This is a genomic window from Rivihabitans pingtungensis, assembly GCF_003201855.1.
GTDB classification, from domain to species: Bacteria; Pseudomonadota; Gammaproteobacteria; order Burkholderiales; family Aquaspirillaceae; genus Rivihabitans; species Rivihabitans pingtungensis.
On record NZ_QJKI01000005.1, the window covers coordinates 38,459 to 59,351 of the forward strand.

Sequence of the window (20,893 nt, forward strand, 5' to 3'; positions counted from 1 at the left end):
CTGTGGGCAAGCCGGTCATCCCGACCGCTCACACAGGAGCACACCGTGTCCGCCCTACGCCCCGACATCAGCGTGGCCGTGCTGAACCAGCGCGGCCAGGAATATCTGCCCGGTTATCTGGGCATTGAAATCCTCAGCCTGGCCCCTGGCCAGCTGAACAGCCGCATGCCCATCCGCAAACTGCACATCGCCCCCAATGAGTTTCTGCATGCCGCCAGCGTGGTGGCGCTGGCCGACACCAGTTGCGGCTACGCCACCATCGCCCACCTGCCGCCAGGCGCGCAGTCGTTCACCACCATCGAGCTGAAAAGCAATCACCTGGGCACCGTCACCGAAGGCGCGGTGGCCTGCGTGGCCAACGCCCAGCACCTGGGGCGCAGCACGCAAGTGTGGGACGCCGTGGTCAGCGACGAAGCCAGCGGGCGCACGCTGGCGCTGTTTCGCTGCACGCAGATGATTTTGTGGCCGAAGTAAGCGCGTGGCCGCGCAAGCTTAAATCCAATGTGTTGATTTGGCTGAATCGACCAGTCGCCAGTCACCATGATCTGAACCGATTGGCCGTTAGACCGCTATACGCTGTGGACACGCCTGGATTCCCGCCTGCGCGGGAATGACTCGGTGTCGTGCAACCAATAGTTCTTCGTGGTGCATGAACCCTCGTGTTTCAACGTGACGGGCTACTCGCCCAACAAGGAGCATCAAAATGTCACACGCTGCTGATTTTCCGACCCAACACGGCGCACAATTCAGCGTCGGCCATCTGGGCCCGTTTGCCGAGTTGCTCAACTACCGCTTTAGCGTGCCGGCGTTGAATGGCCGGGAGGTGCCGGGCAAGGTGTTTGTCAAAGACGCCCTACAGCTGACCGGGGTGGAGATGTCGTACAACTGTTTTCCGCCGGGGTTCAGCATGCCGTTTTTGCACGCCCACCGCGACAATGAAGAGGTGTATCTGTTTCTCAGCGGTCAGGGGGAATTCATGGTGGATGGCGAGGCGTTTGCCGTCAGCGAAGGCTCGGTGGTGCGCGTCGCCCCCGGCGGCTCGCGCGCCTACCGCAACGCCGGCGAGGCGCCGATGTATTTTATTGTCTTGCAGGTGAAGCACGGCAGCGAGCCGGCCAGCGGCATTGCCGATGGTGTGCCCATGGGCAAGCCGGAATGGCCGATAGTCCAGCCCGGCTGACCCTCATGGCTTAGCACTGGCGCTCGCGCATCTGCGCCGCCACCGCCTGGCTATCCGCCAGCAGGCGGGCCAACACGCCGGCTTCGTCGGCCGCAGCCGGGGCGGCGGCGGTTTCCAGGCTCAGGCGCAGCACCAGGCCGTGGCCGCTGGGGCGGACGTCGCCCAGCAGGGCGTCCACCCGCTCGCTCAGCTCGTCCGGCGCGTGCACGCCGCCAGCGCCCAGCGCCAGTTGCAGCGCGGCCAGCCGGGCGGCGGCGCAGGCGTGGCCGGCCTCGCCATCCAGCCGGGCTTGCAGCGCATGCGCCAAGCCGCGTTGCGGCGGCAGCAAGCTTTCCAGCGCGCAACGCAGGGGCGCGCCGCTGGCCTGGCACAGCGCCGCCAGCGCCAGCGCGCGGGCGCGGCATTCATTGGCGCGGCCGGGGGCGGCGTCGATAAAGTCGCGGTCGGCAATCACCACGGTCAGCGCGTGGCGCTGGCTCAGGCTGGCCAAGGCTTCGTGCAGCGCTTGCGGGTGGGTCAGATGGTGTTGCAGGCTCAGATCAGACATGGTTTCAGGCTCCTGTGTGGGGTGTCGCAGTCGGGAGCCTGAGTGTGGTGGGGTGCGGGTGCGCGCGGTGCGCAGAAGTCAAACCCTGAAAACACACATGCCGCCCAACCGGGGCGGCATGCGTTGCGTGGATTCGATGCTGGCTTTCAGCAATACGCAAACGAGTGACGCCCGGAGTCGGTGCGCCACCAATAATACGAATGTGCGTGGAGGATGTGCTGTGCCATAGTGCGGCCATCTTGCGCCGGGCGGGCCGGGCTTGTCAAGCGCAGGCTGTCAGCCCGTGCGGGCCTCATCCCATCCGCTCGGCCAAAAACTCCAGCAGCACCCGCACCCGGTGCGGAATCTGTTTATTGCCCGGCAGCAGCGCATACACCCCCAGCGGGGGCATGGCAAAGTCGCGCAAAATCACCTCCAGCCGGCCGCTGGCCAGCCAGTCTTCGACAATAAAATCCGGCTGACTGGTGATGCCCATGCCTTGCGCGGCGGCTTCGGCCAGCACTTCGCCGTTATTGGCGGTAAGCTGCGGGCGCACCGGCACGTTCAGCAATTGGCCGTCGATGTCAAAGCTCACCATGCTGTTGGACAGCGTGTAGCCCAAAAACGCATGGTGGGCCAGTTCGCGGGGGTGGCGCGGGCTGCCGTGGCGGGCCAGGTAATCCGGCGCGGCCACCACCCGGTTGACGCAGCCGCCCAGCCGCCGCGCCACATCGCCGCTGGCCAGCTGGCGGGTGACGCGGATGGAGAGATCAATCCCTTCTTCAATCAGATTCACCCGCCGGTCGCTGTAATCCATGTCCAGGGTAACTTCCGGGTGGCGGCGGGCGAATTCCAGCAAGAGCGGGGCCACCCGCTTGACGCCAAAGCTCAGCGGCAGGCTGATGCGAATCGGCCCGCGCGGGGTTTGCCGCTCGCTGGCGATATCGGTTTCGGCGGCTTCCACCAGGTTCAAAATCACCCGGCATTTTTCCAGATAGGCGGCGCCGGCCGAGGTCAGCGTCAGGCTGCGCGTGCTGCGCGCCATCAGCTTGCAGCCCAGGTGCTGCTCCAGCGCGGCCACCTGCCGGGTGACCACCGAGCGCGCCACGCCCATTTGCTGGGCGACAGCGCTAAAGCTGCCTAGTTCGGCCACCCGCACAAACAGGCGCATGGCGGCAAAGCGATCCATTGTTGCCAATCCAGCAATAGTGATTTCTGGATTGTCGGCTATTTCGCCTCAAAAAAGAAGTCTACAGTTCACCCATCGACAACACGGACACACCGCCGCCAAGAAAGCGAGCCCCGAGATGAACGCCCCCCTGCCCAGTTTGTTTGTGCCCCACGGCGCGCCCACCTTTGCCCTGGCGCCCGGCGCCGCCGGCGCGGCGCTGCGTGACGAGGCGCAGCGCCTGCCGCAGCCGCGCGCCATCATCATGGTCAGCGCCCATTGGGACACTGCCGTGCCTACCGTCGGCGTGGCCGACCGGCTGGACACCATTCACGATTTTTGGGGGTTTCCTGAGCCCTTATATGAAATCCGCTACCCGGCCAGCGGTTGCCGCGAAGCCGCAGGCGAAGTGGCCGCCGCCCTGAGCGCCGCCGGCTTGCCGGTGCAGCAGGACGCCGAGCGCGGGCTGGACCACGGCGCCTGGATTCCGCTGCGGCTGATGTATCCGCACGCCGAGGTGCCGGTGATTCCGCTGTCGCTGGTCAGCCACGGCGGCCCGCAGCTGGCCTGGCAAATGGGCCGCGCGCTGGCGCCGCTGACCCGCCAGGGCTTTTTGGTGATGGCTTCGGGCAACCTGACCCACAATCTGCGCGATTTTCAGCGCGCCTACGCCCAGGGCGGCAGTGGCTCGGGCTATGTCAAGCAGTTCACCGACTGGCTGGCCGCGCACGCTGCGGCCGGCGATGTGCCGGCGCTGCTGGATTACCGCCGCCAGGCCCCCGGCGGCGTGCAGGCCCACCCCAGCGATGAACATCTGCTGCCGTTTTATGTGGCGCTGGGTGCGGCGGGCGAGGGCGCGCAGGCAGAACGTTTTCATGCCGGCATTGATCACTACGTGATTGCCATGGACGCCTACCGCTTTACCCCGCGCGGCACGGCACTGAACTGATTGAATTGAACAAGGAACCCACCATGAACGCCGTTCGCTACACCGCCCCGGCCCGCCTGTTGCACTGGCTGATGGCCGCCCTGCTGATTGGCCTGCTGGCGCTGGGCTTTTATATGAGCGACCTGCCGCTGTCGCCAGAAAAACTGCAACTGTATGCCTGGCATAAATGGGCGGGCGTGACAGCGTTTATCTTGCTGGCGATTCGCTTGCTGTGGCGTGCAACCCATCGCCCGCCAGCGCTGCCGGCCAGCATGTCGGCTGCGGCGCAGCGCATGGCGCATCTGGGCCATCTGGCGCTGTATGGGCTGATGATCGCCATCCCGCTGTCCGGCTGGCTGATGAGCTCGGCCAAGGGCTTTCAGACCGTGTATTTCGGCGTGCTGCCCATCCCGGACTTGCTGGCCAAAAACCCCGAGCTGGGCGAGCTGCTGGCCACCTTGCATGGCGGGCTGAACCTGCTGCTGGTGGTCACCGTGCTGGGCCACGCCGCCGCCGCGCTGAAGCACCATTTTGTCGATAAAGACGATGTGCTGCGCCGCATGCTGCCCTGAGCGACGCTAAGAGCCGCTCACAAAACTCTCCTGGCGTTGTTGCGCGGCCTTGCCGTACTAAATGTACTGTCTGCGGCCGCACGCCTAGCCAGGATCGCTGCGCTGAGTTTTGTGAGCGACTCTTAACCGAGTCCATCCCAATTGAATGATTGAATATTGCCCCCCGGAGCGACCATGAACCTCAAACCGCTGATTCTCGCCGCCGCCAGCCTGCTGGCCGCCCAGGCCCACGCCACCGAATACAACCAGGTGCAGGCCGACAAAAGCGCCATCCAATTCAGTTACCAGCAAATGGGCGTGAAGATGGACGGCAAGTTCAAAAAGTTCACCAGCCAGCTGGCTTTCGACCCGGCCAAGCCCACCGCCGCCCGCGCGCAGTTTGACGTGGAATTGGCCAGCGTGGACGCTGGCTCCAGCGACGCCAATCAAGAAGTGGCCGGCAAAGCCTGGTTCAACAGCAAGGCTTTCCCCACCGCGCGCTTTGTCTCCAGCGAGGTCAAGCCGCTGGGCGGCAACCACTACGAAGTCACCGGCGAGCTGAGCATCAAGGGCCAGGCGCGCAAGATGGTGATCCCCGCCACCTTCACCGCACAAGGCGCCACTGGCGTGTTTGACGGCGCCTTCACCCTGCGCCGGGGCGACTTCAATATCGGCGAAGGCAGCTGGGCCAAGTTCGATATTGTCGCCAACGATGTGCACGTGCGTTTTCGCATCACCGCCGCTGGCAAGTAACTGAGCTGATTTGACCTGATTATTTTTTTACTGATCTTCTGACCCTACACCCCGACAGGAAACCACACCATGAACTTCATGCAAAAATCCCTCGCCGCCCTGGTTGTGTCTCTGGCTGCCGCCGCCCCGGCGCTGGCCGCCCCGGTGACCTACACCGTGGACAACACCCACACCTTCCCGCGCTTCTCCTACAGCCACTTTGGCTACTCCACCCAGCTGTCGCGCTTTGACACCACCCGTGGCAGCGTGGTGTTTGACGCCGCCGCCAAAACCGGCTCGGTGGACATCACCATCGACGCCAAATCGGTGAACACCGGCTACGCCACCTTTAACGAACACATCCAGGGCGAAGATTTCCTGGACACCGCCAAATTCCCCACCGCCACCTTCAAATCCACCAAGGTGATCTTCAAGGGCGACAAGCCGGTGAAGGTGGAAGGCAATCTGACGCTGAAGGGCGTGACCAAGCCGGTGACGCTGACGGTGACCTCGTTCCAGTCCATGGCCCACCCGATGCTGAAAAAGCCGGCCATCGGCGCCAACGCCTTCACCGTGGTCAAGCGCTCTGACTTTGGCGCTGGCAAGTACGCGCCGTACGTGGGCGACGAAGTGCGCATCGACATCGCACTGGAAGCGATTGCTGAGTAAACATCACTCCGCCACATGACAACCCCCTGCGTCAGGCGGCTGACGCAGGGGGTTGTCTATGCGCGTCAGCTCATGCCGCCTGCACCGAGCCCGGCAAAGGCCAATCCTCACAGCCCGGCGCCGGCTGCGGCGCGCCCCAGCCGCTCAAGGCCGGCAACACCCCGGCCCACACCGGGGCGGCTTCGTCTTCTGCCTTGTCCTGCGGCGGGCCGCTGCGCACCTTGCACACCGCCTGCTCCAGCGGCAAGGCCAGCACCGTGGTGGCCGCCAGCTCGCTGGCGTCCGGCTCGCGCACCTCATCCCAGCGGCCGGGCAGATAGTGCTCAAAAAACGCCTTGAGACTGGCGCGCTTGGCGTCTTCTCCTTCCAGCGCGGCAAACTGGCCGTAAATCAGCGCCGAGCGGTAATTCACCGAGGTTGAAAACGACGACTTGGCCAGCACCAGCCCATCAAACAAACTCACCGCCACGCACACACTGGCCCCGGCGCGCAAGGCGCGGATCATCCGGCTGCCATTCGAGCCGTGAATATACAAATGCTCACCTTCCCGCCAGCAGGCGGTGGGAATCTGCTGCACCTGGCCATCCAGCACAAAGGCAATGTGGCAAATCAGCGCCGAGTCCAGCAGCGCATGCAGGGTGTCGCGGTCATAATGCGCGCGCTCCGGGTGACGGCGCACTCGGGTCAGATCAGTCACGGTCAGTTGGCTCATGGCAACGCTCCTTGGGTCAAAGCAAAATAACACCGGGGGGGTTGGCATACACCGCCTGCCAGCTCGCCCCAGATCACGCCCCATCTTCGCCTACCTTTGGCTGCATAATAAGAGCCAATTTTGACTAAATCATGGAGCCAATCATGGCCGGAGAATGGGTAGCCGAATTGCTAGTCGGCCGCATTCTGCGCACCGAGCCCGCCAGCCTCAGCCGTCAGCTTTACACCCTGCTGCGCGCCGCCATGCTCGATGGCCGTTTGCCGGCCGACACGCGCCTGCCCTCGTCGCGCTGGCTGGCCAAAGAACTTGGCCTGGCGCGCAACACCGTGCTGGAGGTGTACGAGCAACTGCTGGCCGAGGGTTATCTGCGCGCGCGGCGTGGGGCGGGGAGTTTTGTTGAAGCCGGCCTGCTGCGCGCCGCCAGCGCCGCGCCCAGGCGCGCCCCGGCGCTGTCGCAGCGCGGGCAGACGCTGATCGACTGCGGGCCGACGCCGCTGGCGCTGGATGGCGCGTTTGCGCCGGGCGTGCCGGCCTTGTCGGCGTTTCCGCGCCAGCGCTGGCAGCGCGCGCTCAATCGCCATTTGCGCCATGCGCCAGCGCACTGGCTGGGCTACCAGGCGCAAGGCGGCCTGCCGGCGCTGCGCGAGGCGCTGGCGGCGTATCTTGGCCAGTCGCGCGGGGTGCGCTGCCAGCCCGAACAGCTGCTGATCACTGGCGGCGCGCAGCAGGCGCTTGATTGGCTGGCGCGGCTATTGGCCGATGTCGGCGATGTGGCGTGGATGGAAGACCCCGGTTATCTGGGCGCGCGCAGCGCGCTGACCGCCGCCGGTTTGCAGCTGCACCCGGCGCCAGTGGACGCCAGCGGGCTGGACGTGGCTTATGCGCAAGCGCAGTTGCCCGCGCCCCGGCTGATTTACGTCACCCCCTCGCACCAATACCCCGGCGGCGCAGTGATGCCGCTGGCGCGCCGGCAAGCCTTGCTGGCCTGCGCCGAAGCGCATGGCGCGTGGATTATCGAAGACGATTACGACAGCGAGTTCCGCTACGCCAGCCAGCCGGTGGCCGCCTTGCAGGGGCTGGCCGACAGCGCGCGGGTGATTTATCTGGGGACCTTATCCAAGGTGATGTGCCCGGCCTTGCGCCTGGCGTATTTGGTGGTGCCAGAAAGCCTGATCGACGCTTTTCGCCGCGCCAGTTGGCATCTGGCGCGCGAGGGGCATTACCCGACGCAGGCGGCGCTGGCGGATTTCATCAGCAGCGGCGAGCTGGCGCGGCATATCCGCCGCATGCGCGAGCTGTACCAAAGCCGTCAGCAGGCGCTGCGCCAGGCGGTGACGCAACAGCTGGGCGCGGCGCTGCCGCTGTCGGGCGGGGAGGCCGGCATGCATGTGCTGGCGCACTTGCCGGCGGAGATCGACGATGTGGCGCTGGCGCGGCGCGGCTGGCTGGAGCAGCAACTGGTGCTGCGGCCCTTATCCAGCCACAGCCTGCGCACGCCTGCGCCGCGCGGCTGGTTATTGGGTTACGCCGGGGTGGAGGAAAGCGCCATGGCGCCGGCGGTGGCGCGCATGGCGCGGCTGCTGGAGGGGGTGTGGTGAGCCGGCTCACCACACTCAGCGCCGTGCGCCTGGCCAGACCACGCAATAACGCCAGGAGGATTTGGTGAGCGACTCTTAACGTGGCGGAGTCAGCCAAGGCAAGGCTGCGCGCTCATAGCGACCATACATAAAACCGATGCTGCGCCGCCATTCGGCGCGCGCCTCGCCCCAGTGGGCAAAGCGCTCGGGGATGGGCAGCAACATGGCTTCGGTCGGGGCCAGGCCGCGCTCGGCGGCGTCGCGCAGGGTGGCGTCCAGCCAGTCCAGATAATCACGGGTGGCGGCAATCGGCGTGGCGTCGCGGCTGACCGGGCCATGGCCAGGCACCAGGAGCTTGAACGGCACGGCGGCCAGCTGCGCCAGCGATTGCCGCCATTGCGCCAGATCGGCATTGGGCAGGGTGGGGGTGCGCTGGTTGAACACCTGATCAATGGCGAACAGCACGCCAGTGGTGTGATCAAACACGGCGATATCGGATTGGGTGTGGCCGGGCACGGCGATGAACTCCAGCCGGTGGCCGCCAATATTGCGCACGCCCAGATTCAGCGGCGCCGTGGGGGCCAGCGCCTCGGTGCCGCGCATGCCGTCGCCCACCAGCCGGTACAGATTCTCGGCCAGACCCTCGCCTTCGGCTTTGATCATGGCCGTGGTTTTGGCGTCGGCGCGAATCGGCACGTCACGAAACGCCTGATTGCCCAAAAAGTGATCCGGGTGCTTGTGGGTGATGATGACTTCCAGCACGCGCTTGCCGGTGGTGTCTTCAATCAGCTTGCGGTAGCGCTCGCCAAACTGGCGCGAGGGGCCGCTGCCAATCACCACCACGCCTTCATCGGTGGCGATAAACGCCATATTCACCAAAAAGCCGCCGTTTTGCGGGGTGAAGTAACCGGTGTCGGCTTCCAGCATCCAGGTGTCGGGGGCAATGGCCTGGGGACGCAATTCCAGCGCGGCCGCCAGCGGAGCCAGCAGCAGGGCGCACCAGGCCAGGCAGAGGCGCAGGGTGGGCATAGTTGTTCTCCTTGCAAGAAGCGGCTGGCTTAGCGCCGCTGACAAAACCCTCTGGCGTTGTGGTGTGACCTTGCCGTACTGCTTGCACTGTCTGCGTGCGCCTAAGAGCCGCTAACAAAACCCCCTGACGTTGTTGTGTGACCTTGCCGTACTTGTTGTACTGTCTGCGGTCACACGCCTAGTCAGGACCGCTGCGCTGGGTTTTGTTCGCGACTCTAAGTCGGGATCACTGCGCGGGGTTTTGTGAGCAACGCTTATGGCGCCAGCGGCAGGGTGGCGGTGTAGTGGTTGCCGTCGTTGTCCTGGCTGCTGGCACGCAGCAGCGGCGTGGGGGTCGGGCGCAGATGCAGGGTGAACAGCGGGTTTTCCGCCAGCGAGGCGTCGGTTTCCAGCCGGGCCAGCAGGCGGTTGTCGGCGTCGCGGATGTCCAGCTGTTCGATATTAAAGCGGGCGACATTGCTGACCAGGCCGGTGTCCATCGGGTGCATCACTCCCAGGCGCACGCGCAGCGCGCCGTCTTCGCGCCAGGCACGGCCGCTGACCCGGCCCAGCAGGCTGTTCCAGTCCGTGGTGGAGCGGGTCTGGCTGGGCAGCGCGCAGCCGCCACCGGGCGCATCCAGCCATTGGCCGCTGACGTGCCACACGCCCTTGCCGTCCAGCGCGGCGGCGCGAATCGGCGTGGCCTGATTGACGCGCATGGCCACCGACAGGCGCGGCTGTGCCGCCAGCGGCTGGTAGCGCAGCGCGCGCGGAATCGGGTTGTAATCGGCAAACAGCACCAGCTCGCGCACCTCACCCAACTCGCGGGCGTCCACCGTCACCGGCACAAAATGGCCGTCTTCCACCCGCTCGGGGATGGTGACTTTGACTTTGGGGTCGAACACCACCTTGCCGCCGCCCAGCATCAGCTTGTGCATATTCGGCCACAAGGGCGAATTAAACGGGTCGCCAGCCGGCGCCGCCCGGGCGGGCAAGGCGCTGCATAGCGCAGCCAAACAGATCAAACGCAGCCATTGCATGGTGGTTCTCCTGCAAGCGCATGGATGAGGAAGGCACAGCGCACTGCCGCCAGGGAGTTTTGTGAGCGACGCTTAGCGGCGCTCAATGAGCAGCCGACGGCAAAAAGCGCACCTGATGCCGCTGGTAAATCCGTTCCAGCTCGCCAGACTGGCGCAAGGCTTCGATCACATCAGTCACCGCCCAGGCCAGGTCGCGCAGGCTTTCTTTGGTGGCCATGCCGATTTCCCACTGTGACTTGATCAGGCCTGGCGCCGCCAGCGGCTCAATGCGCTGGCCAGTGCCAGCCAAGGCCCAATCCAGCTCGCCCTGTGGGGCAAACACGGCGTCTACATCACCGGCCAGCAAGGCGCGGGCGGCGGCGGGGCTGTTGGGGTAGTGCTTGATGCTGTCGCGCAGCCGCCCGCCTTGCAAGGAAGACAAATACAAATCCGCCAGGCTGTCGTTTTCCACGCCGATGCGGCTGGCGCGGTCGATCAGGGTCATCGCGGTGGGACGCTGGCCGGCCCAGGCCAGCTGTTCGCTGGCGTAAGCGCCAAACAGCACGGCATTGTGGTTGCGCTGGGCAAATTCGGGATCGAACGGCACGCGCAACATCAGCTCGGCAGTGCCGCCGCCCAGGTAGTGGCCTTTCCAGATGGCGTTGCGCAAATCACCGTCTACATCGTCGGCCGGCGTCAGCGGCATGAAGGTGACTTTCAGCCCCAGCTCACGGCCAATGGTGCGCGCCAGATCGGCGTCGATGCCGCGCATCTCGCCGGCTTCCTGCCAGGAATACGGGGGGAAATCCCGATACAAAGCCACGCGCAAACCACCGGCGGCTTTCAGGTCGTCCAGATTGGGGGCGGCCCACACTGGCGCCGCGCACGCGCAGGCCAGCGCAGCCAACAGAAAATGGCGGCGGTTCATGTGTCTTCCTCGGGTGCGCGCCGACGCCAGCGCCGGACGTCATGGGCCCGGCTTTCTTGGCGGCAATGCATTGGCGCAGGCTGGCGCGAACGCCAGCCTGCTGGTCGCTCACCAAACCCGGCGCTGCGCGCCTGCCGCAGATCACGGCAAGGTCACACAAGCACAGCAGACGGGTGTTGTGCGCGATGCTTAGTCGATGTGAACAGTTTCAATCCAGCTGCGAATCGCCCAGGCGGCTTCTTGCGACAGCACGCCTTCAAACGACGGCATATAGGTCACGCCATTGCGCACCGAGCCGTGGCGGATGCGTTCCTGGAAGATCGGATCGCCTTCGTCCTGCAGCGGCAGCTTGCGCAGGTCCGGGGCGATGCCACCGGAAACGGCGTCAATGCCGTGGCAACGCGCGCAGTTTTGTGCAAACGCAGCCTTGCCAATGTGGATGGCATCGGCGTTGCCACGGTAGGGGTTGCTGTCCAGCCAGGTCGCGCCCAGTTTTTTCAGGTTGCCGGTGTCCACCGGTTGCGGCACGACGTCGCCGTGGGCGCTCGCCGCGCCCATGACCACCAGGGCGCCAGCGGCGGCCAGCGCCAGGGAGAGCAAACGCAGAGGGTGTTTCATGGTAGTGATCCTTCGCATGTCATCGGGGGGATGCAAGTCGGCTGATGTGGCGTCAGCCGGTCAATTCGTCAGCGCGCGGCGGCTCGCCAGCGGCTTCCAGGGCGGCCAGTTCATCATCGGTGAACAGCCGCGAGCGGGTGAGAAAGCGCACGCCCTCGGGCGCTTCCACAGAAAAACTTGAACCTCGGCCTTCGACCACGTCGATGGTGAGGTGGGTATTGCGCCAGTAGTCAAACTGAAAGGCGCTCATATAAAACGGACAGCCCACAATTTCGCCCAGCAAGACATCCTGATGTCCCAAGTGAAACTCGCCTTGCGGGTAACACATCGGTGCGCTGCCATCACAGCATCCGCCAGACTGGTGAAACAGCAGTGGGCCATGCTGGACAAGCAAACGTTCGATCAATTCTGCGGCCACAGGGGTGGCAACCACGCGTTCAACCATGACGATGCTCCTCTTGCCGGCCATACCGGCGGCACGGTGTCCGCGCAACCCTGCGGACAGGGGTGACGGGCGGCGCACCGCCCGTCGGCACATCTTTCTCGCCTGACGCCGAAGCGTCAGGTTCAGCGTGGCTCACTCACCAGAACGCCAGGAGCGTGTGGTGAGTGACGCTAGAGTCGCTCACCAAACCCAGCGAAGCGGTCCTGGCTAGGCGTGTGACCGCAGACAGTGCAAGTCGCACGGCAAGGTCACACAACAACGCCAGGGGGTTTTGTGAGTGGCGCTTAGAAGAAGCCCAGGGCGTTCGGGCTGTAGCTCACCAACAAGTTCTTGGTTTGCTGGTAGTGGTCCAGCATCATCTTGTGGGTTTCGCGGCCGATGCCGGACTTCTTGTAGCCACCGAAGGCGGCGTGAGCCGGGTACAGGTGGTAGCAGTTGGTCCACACGCGGCCGGCCTTGATGCCACGGCCCATGCGATACGCCAGGGTGCCATCACGGGTCCACACGCCAGCGCCCAGACCGAAGCTGGTGTCGTTGGCCAGCGCCAGGGCTTCTTCCTTGTCCTTGAAGGTGGTCACGGCCACCACCGGGCCAAAGATTTCTTCCTGGAACACGCGCATTTTGTTGTGGCCAGCCAGGATGGTCGGCTGCACATAGAAGCCGCCTTCCAGGTCGCCGCCCAGTTGCGCTTGGGCGCCGCCGGTCAACACTTGCGCGCCTTCCTGGCGGCCGATGTCGATGTAGGACAGGATCTTGTCCAGCTGTTCCTTGGAAGCCTGGGCGCCGATCATGGTGTCCGGATCATACGGGCTGCCTTGCTTGATGGCGTTGACGCGGGCGACAGCGCGTTCCATGAATTTTTCGTAGATGGATTCTTGTACCAGCACGCGGCTCGGGCAGGTGCACACTTCGCCTTGGTTCAGGGCAAACAGGGCAAAGCCTTCCAGCGCCTTGTCGAAGAAGGCGTCGTCTTCGCGCATGACGTCTTCGAAGAAGATGTTGGGGGACTTGCCGCCCAGCTCCAGGGTCACCGGAATGATGTTTTCCGAAGCGTATTGCATGATCAGGCGGCCGGTGGAGGTTTCACCGGTGAAGGCCACCTTGTTGATGCGGCTGTTGGTGGCCAGCGGCTTGCCGGCTTCCAGACCAAAGCCGTTCACCACGTTCAGCACGCCCGGCGGCAGCAGGTCGCCGATGACGTCCATCAGCACGACGATGCCCATCGGGGTTTGTTCGGCCGGCTTGAGCACCACGCAGTTGCCGGCGGCCAGGGCCGGGGCCAGCTTCCAGGCGGCCATCAGCAGCGGGAAGTTCCACGGAATGATCTGACCCACCACGCCCAGCGGCTCGTGGAAGTGATAGGCGACGGTGTTGTCGTCGATTTCGCAGACCGAGCCTTCTTGCGCACGCACGCAGCCGGCAAAGTAGCGGAAGTGGTCGATGGCCAAGGGGATGTCAGCGGCGTTGGTTTCGCGGATCGGCTTGCCGTTGTCGGCGGTTTCCACGGCGGCGATGAAGCTGGCGTACTGCTCCATGCGGTCGGCGATTTTCAGCAGGATGTTGGAGCGCTCGGCCGGCGAGGTGCGCGCCCATTTGTCGGCGGCGGCGTGAGCGGCGTCCAGCGCCAGTTCGATGTCTTCAGCGGTGGAGCGGGCGATTTCGCACAGCGGCTTGCCATCCACCGGGCTGATGTTCACAAAGTATTGACCACGAGTCGGGGCCACCCAGCCGCCGTTGATGAAGTTTTCGTAGCGGCTGCGCAGCGGAATTTTTTTGTCGATGCAATCGAGGGTGTGTTGCAGCATGGCGGTGTCTCCTGGCTCTGGGTTAGACGTGCTTGCTGTCGTTGTTGACAGTAAGCGGATTGTCGTCACCCGCCGGCCGCTCAGCCATGCTACTTTGGTCGAAAAGCCCACCTGTATCAGGATGAAACAGCGCGGGTGACTAGAAATGAAACAGCTGAGACAGTCTGCCATACCGATGGCATGATGCGTTATCGCAAAACTACCTAATCACCTGGAATTTTTCATGCTGGAACAGCGTATTGCCCAAGGGGGACCAAAGTCGTAGGCAGGCAGGGATTTTCGGGCATGTGGCTTGCGCTTTAGGCGGCGCAGTCACACCACACCCGAATACACATAATGGAGAAGACATGAAACACGCATCCCCCCTGACTCTGGCCGCCCTGATCGCCGCCGGCCTGGCCAGCACCCCAGCGCTGGCGCTGGAAGTCTATAACGACAAGGGCTGGACGCTGGACATCAGCGGCTCGGTCAACGCCTTCTACACCACCAGCAAAACCGAACAAAGCAACCGCTCCAGCCAGATCGAAAACGGCCTGCTGCCGGGCTACTTCAACATCACCGCCAGCACCAAGCAAAAAGGCTGGGACATCAAGGGTGTGATCGGCATTTGGCCGGGCCTGGATTCGGATTCTCCGGCCATCTCCAGCGCCACGGCCGGCGTGGGCAAATCCACGGTGGATGCCCGCACCAACTACCTGAGCTTTGGCAAGCCGAATGTCGGCACCTTCAAATTTGGCCGTGACGTCGGTCTGTTCCAGTCCAATGCCATTCTGAACGACATGACCCTGATCGGCGTGGGCGGCGGCGGCGGTCAGGCGCGTAATATCAACACCACCCTGGGTGGCATTGGCGCTGGCTACATCTACGCAGAATTCCAGCCGCAAATCACCTACACCACGCCCACTTTCAATGGCTTTTCCGCCACGGTCGGCGCCTTTGACAACAAGGACGTGAACGGCAGCGGCAAAACCGGCCGCAATGTCGGCTACCAAGGCCAGGCGCAATACGAATTCAAGAACAACACCCTGTCCGGCAAAGCCTGGCTGGGTTTTGTCAATCAACAGTTCAACCTGATCCGCAGCAACAACGCCACCGGCTTTGAACTGGGCGCCAAGATGGATATTGGCAACCTGGGCCTGATGGTGGAAGGCTTTACCGGCAAGGGCATTGGCGACACCATCTTGTTCTCGGGTGGCACCGACGCCCGTGGCGAAAACCGCCGTTCGGATGGCTATCTGCTGCAAGCCACCTATAAATTCGACGACCTCAAGCTGGGCGTGAGCCATGGTGAAAGCCGCACCAAGCGCACCAGCGCCGAAGGCAATGGCTACGCCAACCGCGTGGTGGGCACCACCCTGGGCGCCTACTACAGCCTGACCGACAACCTGACCCTGGTGGGCGAAGTCAACCGCCGCACCAACAAGGTCACCAACCGCGATACCGACGGCGTGTCGCTGGGCGCCATCCTGTTCTTCTAAGCGCATCCCCCCCGGCGCATTGGCAAACGCCCCAACCGAGTCTGCTCGGCTGGGGCGTTTTTTGTGCCAGGGGCATCAGTACAACAAGTACAGCCAGATCGGGCAACCACGCCAGGAGGGTTTTGTGAGCGGCGCTTATTGCAAGGCGTAGGGAAAGCGCCCCTCTTCGGTAATCCCCTTCATGATGCGGAAGGGGTGGTCGCCAAAGCGGATTTCGCCGCGCCGGCGCTCAAACAGGCTGGCGGGCTGGCGGGCGCTGGGCAGGGCGCGGCTGATCTGCTGGCGGGCACGGAACATCTGGATATTGATATAGGGCGGATCCACGCCCAGCATGCGCGCCAGATTATCCAGGGCAATCCAGCCCTGGCTGGGCGGCTCGATCCCTTGGCGGGCATCGCGCAGGCGCTGGCGGGCCAGGGTGGCCAGGGTGTAGTGGTGAATGCGTTCGCCCAGCGAGATCACCTGCTGGCCCACGTGCACATCCAGGCTGGCATGTTCTTCGTTCTGGCTCAGCCGGAAATCAAATTGCAGGGCTTGTGTGCTTTCCAGCAGCGCACCAGGCGGTGAGACTTCCTGAGTGGCGTCCAGTGCCTCGCCCTGCACAAATTCCCACAATTGCTGATCAATGCGCACGCAATCGCCATCGGCCAGTTCATCGACGCGATCCATGCGGTCCAGTAGCCAGCGTTCGTCTGCCCGGTAGATATTCACCTCGGCAGCGTCAGCGTGGGGCAGCAGGTTTTCGTCGGGGTGCAGGGTACGAATCTGGCAGGGCTCGTCCAGCGCAAACAGGCAGACGCAGGGGGCTTCCAGGTCGGAGACCGTCCATTGCGCCTCGTCGCTGGCGGCAAAGCGGATGACATCCCCCACTTTCAGCGCCCGCCACTGACCAGATAGCAGTTTATCGCCAGAGACGTAGGTGCCGTTGCGGCTCTGGTCGCAGATTTCCCATTGCTGGCCGTTCCAGCGCACCAGGGCGTGCAGCTTGGAAACGTCCGCCTCTTGCAGCACCGTGCGTGATGACGCGGGGTGCCGGCCAAAGGTGTGCACCGGTCGCAGCATGACGCGACGGCGCAGATGCTCATTATGCAAAATCGCCATGAATCAGCTCCTGACTAGATGTGGAAAGAAGCGCCGGCACGCTGTCACGGGCGTTGCCGCGCGGTGCCCCGACCAGAAAACCCCATGGCCAAGGCATATGGCACAAGCATTGTAACAACACAGCCGGGGATATGCCCGACGATTGCTGACGGGATTATACGTATAAATCACAAGGATTTAGCGCTTCCTCCGTCAACGCCTCCGACCGCCAGCCCAGTGCCGGCGGCACCGCCAGCAAGCGCGGATTGGCGCGCTCGGGCCAGATATGGCAGGCCCCAGGCACCACCACCTTGACCGTTGCCAGGGCGATGTCCGGGCGACTGTAGTCGTGCACGATGACTTCGTGCCCGACGGCCCGCCAGGCCGCCACACACAGGCGGATGTCGTCGGCGATATCGGCATGCTGCGCGGCGTCCTGCGGCATCTGTGCGCCCTCGGGCCATAAAAAGCCGGCATCCGGGCCAATGGCATCGGCCGCCAGGCATTTATCAGCGGCAATCAGTTGTGCCAGCTCGGTCAGCGCACGCTCGGCGGCCAGCTCGGCGCTCAGGCTGGCGCCAAAGCCCAGCGCCCAGCGGGCGCTGGCAGCGTGCCAGCCAATCGCGGCCAGCACGGGAATACCCAGGTCGTGGCTCAAGTCCAGCAGCCAGCATGACCAGTCACCGCCCAATGCCGTTGCCAGCTGGCGCAGGGCAGCATTGGCACACTGGGCGCGCGGACGGGGAATGCGGTTATACCACCAGATGGCGACGGCATCGCGTTCGATCACCTCCAACAAGCCTTGCAAGATGGCTTCTTCGCGGCAGTTCCCGCTGGCGCAACCATTGGAGCTCCAGTTGGCCGTATCTGCCCAGGGTGTGGGCACGTCGGCATAGCAGGCCGCCAGCGGCAAATAACGCGGAGCGTCGTCGCTGAGCGACCAGGCCGGCGTCCAGGCCAGTGGCGCGCGCGGATCATAGCGGCATTGGGCGGCGCGCTCGCCAGGGGGGGCGCTGGCACGTTGGGCCGCGCTGAAAAAACTCAGGGCATCGGGACGAATCGCCAGCGCCGGCAACTCGGCTTCACGCGCCACGCGCATGGCTTCGTCGCCCTGCCAGGCTGCGGCATAACGCTCGACGGCCTCGCACAGGGCACTGGCGCGCGACTGCGCATCGCTGGCCCCCTTGCCCAGACAGCTTTGCGCCACCACCGACGCCAAGCCCATCCCCTGAGGACGCCAGGGCCGGAAAAACTGGCTGTGATACACCGGCATGTCGCCTGCGCTGGACAGCGCGCACAAATCCGCCACCACGCCAGTCAGCGGGCTGACTTCGGCCAACAGGCGCGCCACGGTAGCGTGCGAAGCTTGCGTACGCGCCCCGCCCGCCACCCCCGCCAGTTTGGGCGTCGGCGCCAGACGCAAGGGCTGTTGCTGACGCGCCGCCAGCCAGTTGCGGTCGCCACAAGCCGGGCACTGCGGCCGCTGTGGGCTGGGGTGGCCATGCAGCGCGCCGTCGGCGTGCAGGCTGTGCAATGACAGACCCGCCAGCGGCTGGGCCAGGTGTTCCGCCAGACTCACCAGCCGCGCCCGCACGGCATCGGCCTGCACCGGCAGCGGCACGCCATGATGCAGGCCCGCCGGCAGGCTGCGCCAATAGGCGCGCACCGGCTGATTGCGGGCCAATCTTGCGTCCAGGCACTGCCAGCAGGGGCTGCCCGGCTGATGGTCAAAATACGGCCCCCACCATAAGGCCTCACCGCTCAGTCGCACCGGCAGCCAGGCCAGGCCGGCGACACGGCACTCGGCATCCAGCGCGGGCAGGCGCGGGTCGAAATAATCGTCGCACAGCACCAGCCGCAGCGGCTGCGCCGGCCTGAGCGCACCGGCCCAGTCCAACAGCGCCTGGCGATCCAAGGCCTGCGACAGCACAGCGACCTCCAGCGTGGCTGACAGCCGTTGCCAGTGCCACGGCGACTGAAAATCCGGGGTCAGCCAGCCGCCGGGCAGCTGTTGCGCTGAGCAGATCCAGCCTTCGTCGGCCATCTGCGCCAATGCGCCCAGCACGGCGGGGAGGTGCGCCAGCCAGTCGGGTTCGGCGCACACCGCCGCCAGCGGCTGAGCGCGAGCAATCAATTGCGCCACCCGGCGCACGGCGGGCTGCGCAAAGCGCAGCAGACCGGCGTCGTCCAGCAAGGTCACGCCATCGGCGTCGCACACGGCCTGATAGCGTGGCGGCCAGGCGGGGGTGAGCGTAAACCAGTCCATGCTAGGCCTCTGGCTCACCCAGCGCCAAGGTGGCCAGGGTATAGGGCGGGCGTTGATGGCGGGCCAGAAAATCCTCGGCAAATTGCCGATGGCCCAAGGAGAATTCGGCAAACGGGTGCTGCTCGGCCAGCACGCGCAGGCCAGGGCAGCCGGCAATCAGCTCGGCGGCGTCACGCGCGCCGCTTTGCACCGGCAGATGCACACCGCCCTGCACCGAAGGCACGGCCATGGCCGGGTGCAAAAAATCCGCCAGCAACTGGCCGCGCAGGCCATGGCGAACAAAATGCCCGGCGATGGCAGCCAGCAGGGCGCGCACGGCATCGGCCGGCAAATAGGGCAGCACGCCTTCCAGCACCAGCACATGTGGCACATCAGCGCACAAGCGGGCGGCGTGCAGCCAGCGGGTGTCTTGCAGCGAGCCAGCCCAGTCGTGCTCGCCGCCCTGGGCAGGCAAACACAGTCGGCGCACTGCCATCACCGCCGGCAGATCCACATAAAACCAGCCGACGGCGGCATCCAGCTCGGCCGCCAGACGGGCGCGCCGGGTGCATAGCCCAGCGCCCAGGGTCAGCAACTGACTGCCGGCACGCAAATCGGCGGCGCGCACGGCCTGATCAAAATACTGGCTGCGCACAATGATGCCGCGCACCAGCGCCGGGTCGGCGCACAGTTGCGCCGCCGGCAACGGGCAGGCGCGCATCACGTGCTCGGCCTGCGGGTCGCGCCAGCCCAGCTCGGGCACGGGGCAAGCACGCGCTGCCACGGTCAGCGCCAGGGTGGCCGAGCTGTCGGCGAGCGCCGACCAGGCAGCGCGGGCGGCGACAAGAGAAGGAAAGCGATCAGTCATGGCAAGTTTTCCAGACAAGGGGCGCAGGGCGCGCGCTTGCCGCATGACGCGCAAACGCCATGTGGCAAACGTGGCCCGCCAGCGCACACAGTGATGCGCTGGCAAAGCGGCCTGATAGAACAGCGCACAACACCCAGCTAGGCGCGCGACCGCAGACAGTACGGGTAGTACGGCAAGGTCGGGCAACAACGCCAGGAGGGTTTTGTGAGCGGCGCTTAGAGCCGCTCACAACACTCAGCGAAGCGGTCCTGGCTAGTAGCCAGTCACGTTGAAACACGAGGGTTCATGTGCCACGAAGAACCCCTCGTCGCACCACACCGCGTCATTCCCGCGCAGGCGGGAATCCAGGTGTGCCCACAGCGTACAGCCGGGTGAGCGCTCACCCGCGCCATGCCCACCGCGCACGCTGTGGCGCCGTCTGGGTTCCCGCCTTCGCGGGAACGACACCGGGGATGAAACTCATGCTGTTCAGATCATGGTGACTGGCTACTAGGCGTGTGACCGCAGACAGTACAAGTCGTACGGCAAGGTCACACAACAACGCCAGGAGGGTTTTGTGAGTGGCTCTTAGCAGGTGAACGGGTAGGCCGGGCCAGTATTGTTATACGAGGTCAGCGCGATCGGGCGCAGCGGCTCATCCTTCGGTGCATTCGGATAGTTGAGCACGATGCGGTTTTTGATCGGCGAGCCATCTGCGTTTTTCTGGTGCCATTTGCCGTCTTCCCACTTCAGATTGGGGTTGGCTTTAAATTGGATGACAAAGTTGAACGGGCAGTTATAGCCCAGCCACTGGCTGAGCACCGAGGTGGCGTCGCCGCCCGGCGGGTTGAGCAGGGCTTCCTTGAAGTTGGCGTCGGTCCAGGCTAGGGCGATGGCGCGCAGCACCACGCCGCCAAAGGCCAGCATGGAATCCGCGCCGCCACCCGGAATGCCCAGGTCGGTGGGCATGGCAGCCATCATCACGCCATTAGACGCCGGTTTCTGCTCGACATCACCCACCGGGCCGAGTAGATCCGGGAAGATTTGATAAAACGCCGCCAGGGCTTCGGTGGCGCCGTCGGTCGGGCGGGTCGGCAGCACGATTTCAAAGCGGTCGTCCATGCCAATCCAGCCGCCGGTGAGTTCCGGCTTCCACAGGGTTTGTTCGCTCGGGTTGACGCTGTTTTCCAGATGAATATCCAGTTTCGGCCAGACAGTAGTCAAACCGAATTGCTCGACCAGCAAGGGCTGAATATCGTCAGCGGCCAGCAAGGTGGTGGCAAATGCCGGATCGGCCCAAGAACGGGCAATCGCGCGCAGATAGGCCAGACGGAATTCCAGCATCGGTTCGCCGGCTTGCATGGAGAGGGTAGTCAT

Annotated in this window: 21 protein-coding genes; 8 read left to right on the top strand and 13 right to left on the bottom strand. The window is 64.7% G+C overall.

Translation table 11 applies throughout. The features are described from left to right. The first annotated feature begins 45 nt into the window (after positions 1–45). Both DFR34_RS05365 and DFR34_RS05370 read left to right on the top strand, forming a co-directional pair. Entirely contained in the window at positions 46–474 is a 429-nt protein-coding gene (locus tag DFR34_RS05365) for a PaaI family thioesterase (protein ID WP_110390140.1), read from the top strand. A gap of 229 nt (positions 475–703) precedes the next feature. Then, complete coding sequence (locus DFR34_RS05370; protein ID WP_110390141.1) at positions 704–1,180, top strand: cupin domain-containing protein; 477 nt, start codon at positions 704–706, stop codon at positions 1,178–1,180. A 10-nt stretch (positions 1,181–1,190) separates the two neighbouring features. On the opposite strand, the gene DFR34_RS05375 is transcribed toward DFR34_RS05370, so the two are convergent. Continuing rightward, positions 1,191–1,727, bottom strand: coding sequence for a hypothetical protein (locus DFR34_RS05375; protein ID WP_110390142.1), 537 nt, complete (start codon positions 1,725–1,727; stop codon positions 1,191–1,193). A 292-nt stretch (positions 1,728–2,019) separates the two neighbouring features. Continuing rightward, on the bottom strand, positions 2,020–2,895 hold the full coding sequence (locus DFR34_RS05380; protein WP_110390143.1) for a LysR family transcriptional regulator: 876 nt from the start codon (positions 2,893–2,895) through the stop codon (positions 2,020–2,022). A gap of 118 nt (positions 2,896–3,013) precedes the next feature. On the opposite strand from DFR34_RS05380, the gene DFR34_RS05385 reads away from it, so the two are divergent. From DFR34_RS05385 to DFR34_RS05400, 4 genes are all read left to right on the top strand, one after another. Further along, positions 3,014–3,823 carry a DODA-type extradiol aromatic ring-opening family dioxygenase gene (locus DFR34_RS05385; RefSeq protein ID WP_110390144.1) on the top strand — a complete coding sequence of 270 codons (810 nt, stop codon included), beginning with the start codon at positions 3,014–3,016 and terminating at the stop codon, positions 3,821–3,823. 23 nt (positions 3,824–3,846) lie between these two features. Further along, positions 3,847–4,374 (top strand): cytochrome b, encoded by a 528-nt coding sequence (locus DFR34_RS05390; RefSeq protein WP_110390145.1) that lies wholly within the window; start codon positions 3,847–3,849, stop codon positions 4,372–4,374. A 174-nt stretch (positions 4,375–4,548) separates the two neighbouring features. Continuing rightward, complete coding sequence (locus DFR34_RS05395; RefSeq protein ID WP_110390146.1) at positions 4,549–5,106, top strand: YceI family protein; 558 nt, start codon at positions 4,549–4,551, stop codon at positions 5,104–5,106. A gap of 69 nt (positions 5,107–5,175) precedes the next feature. Further along, positions 5,176–5,754, top strand: coding sequence for a YceI family protein (locus tag DFR34_RS05400; protein WP_110390147.1), 579 nt, complete (start codon positions 5,176–5,178; stop codon positions 5,752–5,754). 70 nt (positions 5,755–5,824) lie between these two features. Here DFR34_RS05400 and DFR34_RS05405 read toward each other — a convergent pair whose 3' ends face one another. Further along, entirely contained in the window at positions 5,825–6,466 is a 642-nt protein-coding gene (locus DFR34_RS05405) for a pyridoxamine 5'-phosphate oxidase family protein (protein WP_110390148.1), read from the bottom strand. 143 nt (positions 6,467–6,609) lie between these two features. Here DFR34_RS05405 and pdxR point away from each other — a divergent pair, with 143 nt between their 5' ends. Beyond that, positions 6,610–8,064 carry a MocR-like pyridoxine biosynthesis transcription factor PdxR gene (gene pdxR, locus DFR34_RS05410; protein WP_110390149.1) on the top strand — a complete coding sequence of 485 codons (1,455 nt, stop codon included), beginning with the start codon at positions 6,610–6,612 and terminating at the stop codon, positions 8,062–8,064. A gap of 75 nt (positions 8,065–8,139) precedes the next feature. Here pdxR and DFR34_RS05415 read toward each other — a convergent pair whose 3' ends face one another. The 6 genes from DFR34_RS05415 to adh all read right to left on the bottom strand — a co-directional run bounded on the left by DFR34_RS05415 (position 8,140) and on the right by adh (position 13,866). Then, a complete protein-coding gene (locus DFR34_RS05415) occupies positions 8,140–9,072 on the bottom strand; it encodes a quinoprotein relay system zinc metallohydrolase 1 (protein WP_110390150.1) in 933 nt (310 codons plus the stop codon). A 254-nt stretch (positions 9,073–9,326) separates the two neighbouring features. Further along, the gene (locus DFR34_RS05420; protein ID WP_110390151.1) at positions 9,327–10,091 is read right to left on the bottom strand and encodes a quinoprotein dehydrogenase-associated SoxYZ-like carrier; all 765 of its coding nucleotides are present in this window, start codon (positions 10,089–10,091) and stop codon (positions 9,327–9,329) included. Positions 10,092–10,173: 82 nt separating this feature from the next. Continuing rightward, the gene (locus DFR34_RS05425) at positions 10,174–10,998 is read right to left on the bottom strand and encodes a substrate-binding periplasmic protein (RefSeq protein ID WP_110390152.1); all 825 of its coding nucleotides are present in this window, start codon (positions 10,996–10,998) and stop codon (positions 10,174–10,176) included. 189 nt (positions 10,999–11,187) lie between these two features. Beyond that, a complete protein-coding gene (gene pedF, locus DFR34_RS05435) occupies positions 11,188–11,616 on the bottom strand; it encodes a cytochrome c-550 PedF (protein ID WP_110390154.1) in 429 nt (142 codons plus the stop codon). A gap of 52 nt (positions 11,617–11,668) precedes the next feature. After that, on the bottom strand, positions 11,669–12,061 hold the full coding sequence (locus DFR34_RS05440) for a DUF779 domain-containing protein (RefSeq protein ID WP_110390155.1): 393 nt from the start codon (positions 12,059–12,061) through the stop codon (positions 11,669–11,671). Between the two features lie 284 nt (positions 12,062–12,345). Further along, the gene (gene adh / locus DFR34_RS05445) at positions 12,346–13,866 is read right to left on the bottom strand and encodes an aldehyde dehydrogenase (protein ID WP_110390156.1); all 1,521 of its coding nucleotides are present in this window, start codon (positions 13,864–13,866) and stop codon (positions 12,346–12,348) included. 347 nt (positions 13,867–14,213) lie between these two features. Here adh and DFR34_RS05450 point away from each other — a divergent pair, with 347 nt between their 5' ends. Next, positions 14,214–15,344 carry a porin gene (locus DFR34_RS05450; RefSeq protein ID WP_110390157.1) on the top strand — a complete coding sequence of 377 codons (1,131 nt, stop codon included), beginning with the start codon at positions 14,214–14,216 and terminating at the stop codon, positions 15,342–15,344. A gap of 135 nt (positions 15,345–15,479) precedes the next feature. Here the strand turns inward: DFR34_RS05450 and DFR34_RS05455 are convergent, their stop codons facing one another. The 4 genes from DFR34_RS05455 to DFR34_RS05470 form a co-directional block, all read right to left on the bottom strand. Beyond that, positions 15,480–16,445 (bottom strand): FHA domain-containing protein, encoded by a 966-nt coding sequence (locus DFR34_RS05455; RefSeq protein ID WP_110390158.1) that lies wholly within the window; start codon positions 16,443–16,445, stop codon positions 15,480–15,482. Between the two features lie 154 nt (positions 16,446–16,599). After that, positions 16,600–18,690 (bottom strand): TOMM precursor leader peptide-binding protein, encoded by a 2,091-nt coding sequence (locus tag DFR34_RS05460; RefSeq protein WP_110390159.1) that lies wholly within the window; start codon positions 18,688–18,690, stop codon positions 16,600–16,602. A gap of 1 nt (position 18,691) precedes the next feature. Further along, positions 18,692–19,537, bottom strand: a complete 846-nt coding sequence (locus DFR34_RS05465) for a class I SAM-dependent methyltransferase (protein ID WP_158281743.1) — start codon at positions 19,535–19,537, stop codon at positions 18,692–18,694. A 567-nt stretch (positions 19,538–20,104) separates the two neighbouring features. Then, positions 20,105–20,893: a BMA_0021/BMA_0022 family TOMM bacteriocin gene (locus tag DFR34_RS05470; protein WP_110390161.1), complete on the bottom strand. Its 789-nt coding sequence runs from the start codon at positions 20,891–20,893 to the stop codon at positions 20,105–20,107.

Bases quoted from the DNA above. Each gene is read 5' to 3' on its own strand.
- DFR34_RS05370 (WP_110390141.1), top strand. From the start codon at position 704: ATGTCACACGCTGCTGATTTTCCGACCCAACACGGCGCACAATTCAGC.
- DFR34_RS05375 (WP_110390142.1), bottom strand. From the start codon at position 1,727: ATGTCTGATCTGAGCCTGCAACACCATCTGACCCACCCGCAAGCGCTG.
- DFR34_RS05380 (WP_110390143.1), bottom strand. From the start codon at position 2,895: ATGGATCGCTTTGCCGCCATGCGCCTGTTTGTGCGGGTGGCCGAACTA.
- DFR34_RS05385 (WP_110390144.1), top strand. From the start codon at position 3,014: ATGAACGCCCCCCTGCCCAGTTTGTTTGTGCCCCACGGCGCGCCCACC.
- DFR34_RS05390 (WP_110390145.1), top strand. From the start codon at position 3,847: ATGAACGCCGTTCGCTACACCGCCCCGGCCCGCCTGTTGCACTGGCTG.
- DFR34_RS05395 (WP_110390146.1), top strand. From the start codon at position 4,549: ATGAACCTCAAACCGCTGATTCTCGCCGCCGCCAGCCTGCTGGCCGCC.
- DFR34_RS05400 (WP_110390147.1), top strand. From the start codon at position 5,176: ATGAACTTCATGCAAAAATCCCTCGCCGCCCTGGTTGTGTCTCTGGCT.
- DFR34_RS05405 (WP_110390148.1), bottom strand. From the start codon at position 6,466: ATGAGCCAACTGACCGTGACTGATCTGACCCGAGTGCGCCGTCACCCG.
- pdxR (WP_110390149.1), top strand. From the start codon at position 6,610: ATGGCCGGAGAATGGGTAGCCGAATTGCTAGTCGGCCGCATTCTGCGC.
- DFR34_RS05415 (WP_110390150.1), bottom strand. From the start codon at position 9,072: ATGCCCACCCTGCGCCTCTGCCTGGCCTGGTGCGCCCTGCTGCTGGCT.
- DFR34_RS05420 (WP_110390151.1), bottom strand. From the start codon at position 10,091: ATGCAATGGCTGCGTTTGATCTGTTTGGCTGCGCTATGCAGCGCCTTG.
- DFR34_RS05425 (WP_110390152.1), bottom strand. From the start codon at position 10,998: ATGAACCGCCGCCATTTTCTGTTGGCTGCGCTGGCCTGCGCGTGCGCG.
- pedF (WP_110390154.1), bottom strand. From the start codon at position 11,616: ATGAAACACCCTCTGCGTTTGCTCTCCCTGGCGCTGGCCGCCGCTGGC.
- DFR34_RS05440 (WP_110390155.1), bottom strand. From the start codon at position 12,061: ATGGTTGAACGCGTGGTTGCCACCCCTGTGGCCGCAGAATTGATCGAA.
- adh (WP_110390156.1), bottom strand. From the start codon at position 13,866: ATGCTGCAACACACCCTCGATTGCATCGACAAAAAAATTCCGCTGCGC.
- DFR34_RS05450 (WP_110390157.1), top strand. From the start codon at position 14,214: ATGAAACACGCATCCCCCCTGACTCTGGCCGCCCTGATCGCCGCCGGC.
- DFR34_RS05455 (WP_110390158.1), bottom strand. From the start codon at position 16,445: ATGGCGATTTTGCATAATGAGCATCTGCGCCGTCGCGTCATGCTGCGA.
- DFR34_RS05460 (WP_110390159.1), bottom strand. From the start codon at position 18,690: ATGGACTGGTTTACGCTCACCCCCGCCTGGCCGCCACGCTATCAGGCC.
- DFR34_RS05465 (WP_158281743.1), bottom strand. From the start codon at position 19,537: ATGACTGATCGCTTTCCTTCTCTTGTCGCCGCCCGCGCTGCCTGGTCG.
- DFR34_RS05470 (WP_110390161.1), bottom strand. From the start codon at position 20,893: ATGACTACCCTCTCCATGCAAGCCGGCGAACCGATGCTGGAATTCCGT.